The 6,777-nt window shown below is 52.7% G+C and carries 6 protein-coding genes and 2 pseudogenes; all 8 read right to left on the bottom strand.

Going from position 1 to position 6,777, the window contains the following annotated elements; all coding sequences use genetic code 11:
* On the bottom strand, positions 1-765 hold a 765-nt coding region (locus DT73_RS26130; protein WP_036105532.1), incomplete at its 3' end, for a hypothetical protein.
* Positions 766-1,525: 760 nt separating this feature from the next.
* Positions 1,526-3,091, bottom strand: coding sequence for a transcriptional regulator TyrR (gene tyrR / locus DT73_RS06060; protein ID WP_036105528.1), 1,566 nt, complete (start codon positions 3,089-3,091; stop codon positions 1,526-1,528).
* 194 nt (positions 3,092-3,285) lie between these two features.
* Positions 3,286-4,350: a YcjF family protein gene (locus DT73_RS06055; RefSeq protein WP_036105525.1), complete on the bottom strand. Its 1,065-nt coding sequence runs from the start codon at positions 4,348-4,350 to the stop codon at positions 3,286-3,288.
* The gene (locus tag DT73_RS06050; RefSeq protein WP_036105556.1) at positions 4,347-5,744 is read right to left on the bottom strand and encodes a YcjX family protein; all 1,398 of its coding nucleotides are present in this window, start codon (positions 5,742-5,744) and stop codon (positions 4,347-4,349) included. The genes DT73_RS06055 and DT73_RS06050 overlap by 4 nt, the downstream gene beginning before the upstream one ends.
* Positions 5,745-5,951: 207 nt before the next feature.
* Complete coding sequence (locus DT73_RS06045; RefSeq protein WP_036105522.1) at positions 5,952-6,176, bottom strand: phage shock protein PspD; 225 nt, start codon at positions 6,174-6,176, stop codon at positions 5,952-5,954.
* Positions 6,173-6,253 (bottom strand): annotated as a pseudogene (locus tag DT73_RS27045) (envelope stress response membrane protein PspC); the annotation flags it as partial. The pseudogene DT73_RS27045 and the gene DT73_RS06045, both read right to left, overlap by 4 nt.
* Positions 6,236-6,484, bottom strand: a pseudogene (locus DT73_RS06040) (PspC domain-containing protein); the annotation flags it as partial. The pseudogenes DT73_RS06040 and DT73_RS27045, both read right to left, overlap by 18 nt.
* A gap of 47 nt (positions 6,485-6,531) precedes the next feature.
* Positions 6,532-6,759: an envelope stress response membrane protein PspB gene (pspB, locus tag DT73_RS06035; RefSeq protein WP_036105505.1), complete on the bottom strand. Its 228-nt coding sequence runs from the start codon at positions 6,757-6,759 to the stop codon at positions 6,532-6,534.
* Between the last annotated feature and the right edge of the window lie 18 nt (positions 6,760-6,777).

Here is a 6,777-nt window from a genome sequence, read left to right as displayed (position 1 = left end):
GGTCTCGCCTGTGTTGGTTACACTACCATCATTGCCGTTGATAACGGTTCCGGCTCCCCCGGCGTCAACTTCGGTATTGCCCGTGTTGCTGACCTGAGCATCGTTACCGTTCACTTCCAGCCCCACTGAACCTTCACCGCTGACTGTCACCTCGCCTTCATTGGTGGTGGTGGTGTTATTGCCGTCCACCACCGTGCCTTTGCCGCCTTCGGTGACGTCCGTGTCGCCTTCGAGGGTGTTGTCTGTGTTATTGCCGGTCACCAGGTTGCCGATTTCCCCTTCTCCGGCACTGGTGTTGCCTTCCAGCGTGTTTTCCTTGTTGTCCCCTTCCAGCTGGTTACCTATTTCCCACTCTTCGTAGTTATTGCCGTCGCCATCGCCGCCGTTATTGCCACCGTCTCCGCCTTCGTTACGGTCGCCGCCACTGCCGCCGCCCCCGCTGCTGCCTCCCGCCGCAATGGCAATGGTGGCGGCCAGGGCTGCGGCCCCGCCCCCGGCGAGCAGGGTGGTCTGGTCGGTCATCCACGCTGGCAGTTCACTGGCCTGAGCGGCCTGGGTTTCTTCGGGCTGTGGTTCTGCTGCCTGGCACTGTTCCGCCAGTGCCGCCTGCTCTTCAGGGGTAAGCAGGCTCAGGTCTGCCGGGCATTCCAGGTTTTCTGTGGGGGCAACCGTTGCCGGAAGCGGGGTTTGTGCAAAAGCCTGGCCGTTCAGTGCCAGGGAAATACACACCGAAAGCGCGCTGAGTGCTGCGGTTTTGTTTTTCATCAAACTGTCCTTATTTGTGGAGAAACCCATTCAGAGGAAAGCACTCTGGTCTTATCGCTGTATGGGTAACTAAAAAAACAAAAAAATTAAGCAACCGGTGCAAAAAAACGCACCGGTTCTGCGGTGCGCAGTTATAAGAACAGCAGGCGGGAAAAGATAATTGGTCTGTTCAGCACGAAAGCAGGCATTGATAGGCATAACGATCAATATAAAGAAACCGATCGTCACAAGCGATCGAGAAGCTGAGCATTAACACAGAAAAACAATTAAAATCAACAAGATGAATTTGTTAAATTATTGTTTTTAAAAAGCCAGTTAGCGGGAATATAAGGCTGTGCACCCAGGCAGGGGTATATTAATAATAGTGTTGGTTTAGACGTTGTTTAAATACTGAAATCAATCAGATTAATCAATCAGATTAATCAATAAGATATAACTTACTGCCACCTGAGGTGTATTGCCGTGATATTCCGGTGGTAATTAACCGGAGTCAGCCTGCTGAAGGAAATGATATTGCCGGGGAGAAATAACGCCGGATGTTAAACACCACCCGGTTGAGAACAATTAAGAAATGACAGGGCTTATAGCCTGGAACGAAGGGAAATATTGCAGCCATTGATTTACGCCGCAGCTTACTTATGAACAAAAAAGAAAAACTGGCGCAGTACATCTGTGTGCTGTAGCCAGTGTAACCCTGCTTAGCAAAGCAGGGTTCGCCATCAAAGGGAGGCAGTACACACTACAACCTGAATTGTTTCATCTACTCTTCCGTTTTACGCCCACTCAGGCCATATTCCCTTAGCTTGTTTGCTATAGCGGTGTGCGACACCCCGAGCCGCCTTGCCAGTTTACGTGTGCTGGGGTAATTACGGTAAAGCTGCGTCAGTACCGCACGTTCAAAGCGGCGCGTAATGTCATCTAATGAGCCTTCCATCACGTCATCGCCCACCGGCATCACACTGGCATCAACATCGGGTAATAACACATCCTGCGAACGCAGTTCATAACCTTCCAACTGGGTCAAAGCCCGGTAAATCGCATTTTTTAACTGCCGTACATTACCCGGCCAGCTATAGCGGGAAAGCACTGAATTTAATTCCGATGACAGCTTAGGCCGCGGCACACCTTGTTCATCGGCAAAGCGCGCAACAAACAACTCGGTAAGTGGCATGATATCCTGCGGGCAGTCGCGCAATGGTGGAAGATTTAATGTCAGGACATTCAGCCGGTAATAAAGATCTTCGCGGAATGCGCCTTTTTGCACCAGTTCAACAAGGTTTTTCTGGGTAGCGCAGATAACCCTTACATCCACATGCACTTCATGTTCATCGCCCACGCGGCGGAAGGTGCCGTCGTTGAGAAAACGCAACAGTTTTGCCTGCATGCGCGGCGACATTTCGCCAATTTCATCTAATAAGACAGACCCGCCGTTGGCCTGCTCGAAAAACCCTTTTTTCCCTTCAGTGGCATTAGCATAGGCGCCGGCAGCGTGGCCGAATAACTCACTTTCAACCGCATCCTCCGGGATTGAAGCACAGTTAAGCGCCAGGTAAGGTTTTTCTGCACGGGGGCTCGCCATATGGCAGGCACGGGCAAACAAGTCTTTACCAGTCCCCGTTTCACCAATAATGAGCAGTGGGGCATTCAGACCGGCCACTTTGCGTGCCAGTTCGACAACATGGCGCATTGCGCCGCTAACCGCGACAACCTGGCTGAAAGCTTCAACATTGTGGTTATTCAGGTTCTGCAACTGCCTGCCCATGCGAATCGTTGACTGGAGCATTACCACCGCACCACCCGGAACCGTTTCACCGGTTTCTTCGGCTTCAACCGGCACCGGAGTAATTTCCATCAGAAAGTTTTGCCCGTTAATCACCACATGTTCGGTATGTGACGCAACCGGGCGGCTTTCCAGCCAGCGGACAAAATTAAAACCGGGAATCAGGCTGGCTGCATTATGGTTACGCAGTTTATCGGCATCCTGGCCAAACAATGCACAGCACGCCGGGTTTGCCATCTCCACTTTGCTTTTCATATCCAGCGATAGCACGGGTTCAGGCAATGCTTCCAACAATGCGCTTAACGCGCGGTGCTCCCGCTCGGTGGGCATCCAGGGTACGGTACGCACATCAGACACGCCAGGAATACGGCGGATTTCTGCCATCAGGCTGCTGAAGGTATCAAACGCCTGAGTGGAAAAGTTGAGATAAATGCGCCCAATGGGGTCAATTTCAATGCCACGTAAATCGATGCCACGCAGCACCAGTAAATCGAGCAACTCACGTGTGAGCCCAAGGCGGTCTTCACAAAACACTTCAAGGCGCATGGCAGGAACCTATATATCAGTCAAAAGGACAAGCAGTGATGATACTGCACTTCTGCGCTATCCAGAAGCTATCTGTCAACAAATATTGACAGCCTGCGTTATCAATCAATTGCTTTGTCGTTACAGGTAACAACGTGAAAGGCATCAAAAAAGCAGGAGCAGCACCACACTGCTATTCAGCGCGGTGCTCTGAATTATGCAGAGGGTGTATTAGTCTGTTTACTGCGTTGCAAAGTTGCGCGAACCTCACTTATCAGTTCGCGGCGAAAATCGCCCAGTTTCGGTTTATCGCCTGTCCACGGGAGTGGGCGGCATAACTCCATGGTTTTGATCCCCAACCGGGCGGTCAACAGGCCTACACCTATGCCCTGAGCTGCCCGGGCAGAAAGACGAGCTGCCAGGTCCTGAGACATCCAGTCCATGCCCACTTCACGAACCAACTCACTTGCTCCGGCGAAGGCAATATTCAGCAGTACCATGCGAAACAGGCGAATACGGCTGAAGTAGCCCAGTTCAATGCCGTACAACCCGGCAATATGGTTAATTAGCCGGATATTGCGCCAGGCCACAAACGCCATATCAACCAGTGCCAGTGGGCTGACAGCAATCATCAGTGAAGACTGCGCCGCCGAACGGCTGATGGCTTTACGCGCCTGGTTATCCAGAACCGGCTGCACCATTTGCCCGTACAGAGTGATGACTTCTTTGTCATTGTGGGTTTCATGTAATGCCGCATACCAGCGCTGCATGGCAGGATGGCGCTGATCGAGCCCCGCCTTAGTGGCGAGTTTTTCGCAAAACGCCCGTGCCTTGCCGGACGCGTAGCTGGTTAACATTTCGGCCGCTTCATGGCGTTCTTCAACCCGCTGGCGTAACTTCCATAACCTGCGCCATTCTGTGACCAGTGAACCAGCGCCTGCGATGACAATCAGCCCCCCCGCAGCACAACCACCCAGACTTATCCAGTCCTGAGTCACCCAGGCATTGTGTGCCCATGCCACACCCTGCGCCACCACACTCACACCGAAAACGGCCAGCCCAAGCCCAACCATGCGCCGCCACACGCTTTTTTTCGGTTGTAGCGCGCGGGACACTAATACTTCAGCCTGCAGAGCTTCTTCGTTTTCCGGTTCACTCACCTGCACGGGTTCGAAGTTTTCAGCCTCATCAAACATTTTGGCCGGGCGCACCGTTGCTTCTGCCTCCTGCACTGGTTTTTCCTGCGAAAAATCAATGCGTGGTTTTATAGGTTCACTCATCGCAGCTTGTCTCCTATCAGGAATTCCATTGCGGCATCCAGCCGAATGTGTGGTAAAGGGCTGTCAATATCCATGGGTAACGGGCGGAATTGCTCAAATGAGAACCCCTGCTGTTCCCAGAAAGCGTTACCAGGCAAGCGCGATGGCACCTCTCCGGGGAAGAATGTCAGTGGTGCGCCATCAGACAACCGGTGACCCTGTAACGCAGGCATTTTGCCACCCTGGTAATCCACCAGCCCGGCAGTGGTTGCCTGTACAGATGCCAGCCCCATGCACTCCATTTTAATGCCTTCAAAGGCAGCATTCTGCCAGGCATCCTGCACCAGTTGCTGAAGCAGGCTGACCAGGTTGGCATGCTGGTCATGAGTCACGTGGTCTGCTTTGGTGGCAGCAAACAACAGTTTATCGATGACGGGTGAAAACAGCCGCCGGTACAGTGTGCGCTGCCCGTAATGGAAGCTCTGCATTAATTGCGTTAGTGCAAGGCGCATATCGTTAAATGCCTGCGGCCCGCTATTAAGTGGCTGCAGGCAATCCACCAGCACAATTTGCCGGTCAAACCGAATAAAGTGCTCACGGTAAAAACCGCGAACCACGTGCTGGCAGTAATAGTCATAACGGGCACGTAACATGCCTGCATTGGTTTGCTTACCGGCCTGGCTGATAACATGGTCACCCACATTATCTACATCCGGCCAGGGGAAAAACTGCAATGCAGGCGCACCAGACATTTCGCCTGGTAATACAAAACGGCCAGGCTGAATAAAGTGCAGGCCGGCCTGTTTACAGGAATGCAGGTAATCGGTCCAGGCGGCAGCTATTTCGGCCAGGCGGTTTTCATCCGCCGGGGCATTCGGGTCCAGCCCTTGCGATAATGCCTGCCATTTTGCCGCCATCTCACCTCTGGCCCCTTTCAGCAAGCCCGTCATTTGGCGTGACCAGGCCGCGTAGTCCAGCCCGAGCATAGGGAGATCGAGTAACCATTCCCCCGGGTAATCCACAATATCGAGATACAGCGTGGCATTCTCTTTGAAATGCCGCATAACGCTGGTACCAGAACGAAAGCGCAAAGCAAGACGGATTTCACTGACACCACGGGTTGGTGTCGGCCAGGCGGGCGGGTTGCCATAAAGCTGTGCAATACCTTCATCGTAGGTAAAGCGTGGGATACCCAAATTTTGCTGTGGTACCCGGCGGGCACCAAACAGTCGCCCTTCCCGCGCTGCGTTAAGTAAAGGCAGGCGCGCGCCGGTTTGAGTATTAAGCAATTGGTTAACGAAGGCAGTAATAAAGGCGGTTTTACCGCTACGGCTCAGCCCGGTGACCGCCAGGCGCAAGTGCCTGTCTGCTCCGCGGTTGACCAGGGCCTGAAACTCATTTTTTATTCGCTTCATAACATTCCTGTTATTTGCCAGTACACCCTTTGCCTGCTGCAAAGGTACCTGCATCACATTGATTCATTTGGCGGTGATAACTACTTATGGGAAACAGCAATGCTGTAGATAATGACACACACCAGGCAAAATCAAGGTACTGACCACAGTATATACATGAACACCAGCCACCACACAGCCGCGGATGTGCAGCGGCTGGTTTATAAATCAGGGTTTATTGTGCCAGCGTTGGGTAAATTTTTTCACGCCAGTGCGTAACACTGGTTCCAGAACAACGCCCAACAACAGCCGCAAGGGTTTATGGGCCACCCGGCTAATCACCAGAGTGGCAACCCCTGCGGGCACAAAGCGTAGCGCAACCGTCGTGGCTACCATGGCCAGCGGTGCCAGGCGGCGATAGCCTGGCGCTGTTGTGCTGTTTGCGGTCTTCATAGCTGACGAAACCGGCTACGCAGAGTAAAGGAATCCGATGTTATGTAACGCTCCATTGCCTGTAGCCGCCTTTCACTTTCGCCAAGTAACTGGTCTGCCTGTACCAGCAAATGGTGGTTGTCCGGTACCGGTTCCTGTTCGTCCTGCAAGCCTTCCGGGCGCGGGTCTAGTGCAAATGTTAACGCGATATAAGCCACCACAACAAAAAAGAACAGGCCGAAAAACAGCGAAAGTACTGTTATTGCCCGCACCAGTTTTACTGGCACATCAAGGTATTCGGCAACCCCGGCACAAACTCCCTTAATCATCCCTTGTTGTGGGTTACGCCAGAGTTTGCGTTTATGAAATGCTGCCATTAACGTTCCCTCCATCCCGGATGCTCAGCATCCAGTATTTGTTCCAGTGCCTGTATCCGGTCCTGCATCCGCTTCGCCTCGCCAGTGAGTTGCTGCAGGCGTTGCTGCTCGTTATTTGATAAAACACTCTCGCCTTTGTCGCGGTTGCTGTAGTGCAGCCACAGCCAGACAGGTGCGACAAACAACATAAAAATGGTTAACGGAATAGCCAGAAAAAGCGCGCTCATTTGTTCTCCTTAATCTAT

Origin of the sequence: Mangrovibacter sp. MFB070 (assembly GCF_000705335.1) — a bacterium.
Taxonomy (GTDB): Bacteria; Pseudomonadota; Gammaproteobacteria; order Enterobacterales; family Enterobacteriaceae; genus Mangrovibacter; species Mangrovibacter plantisponsor.
This window is presented reverse-complemented; position numbering and strand designations above follow the sequence as displayed.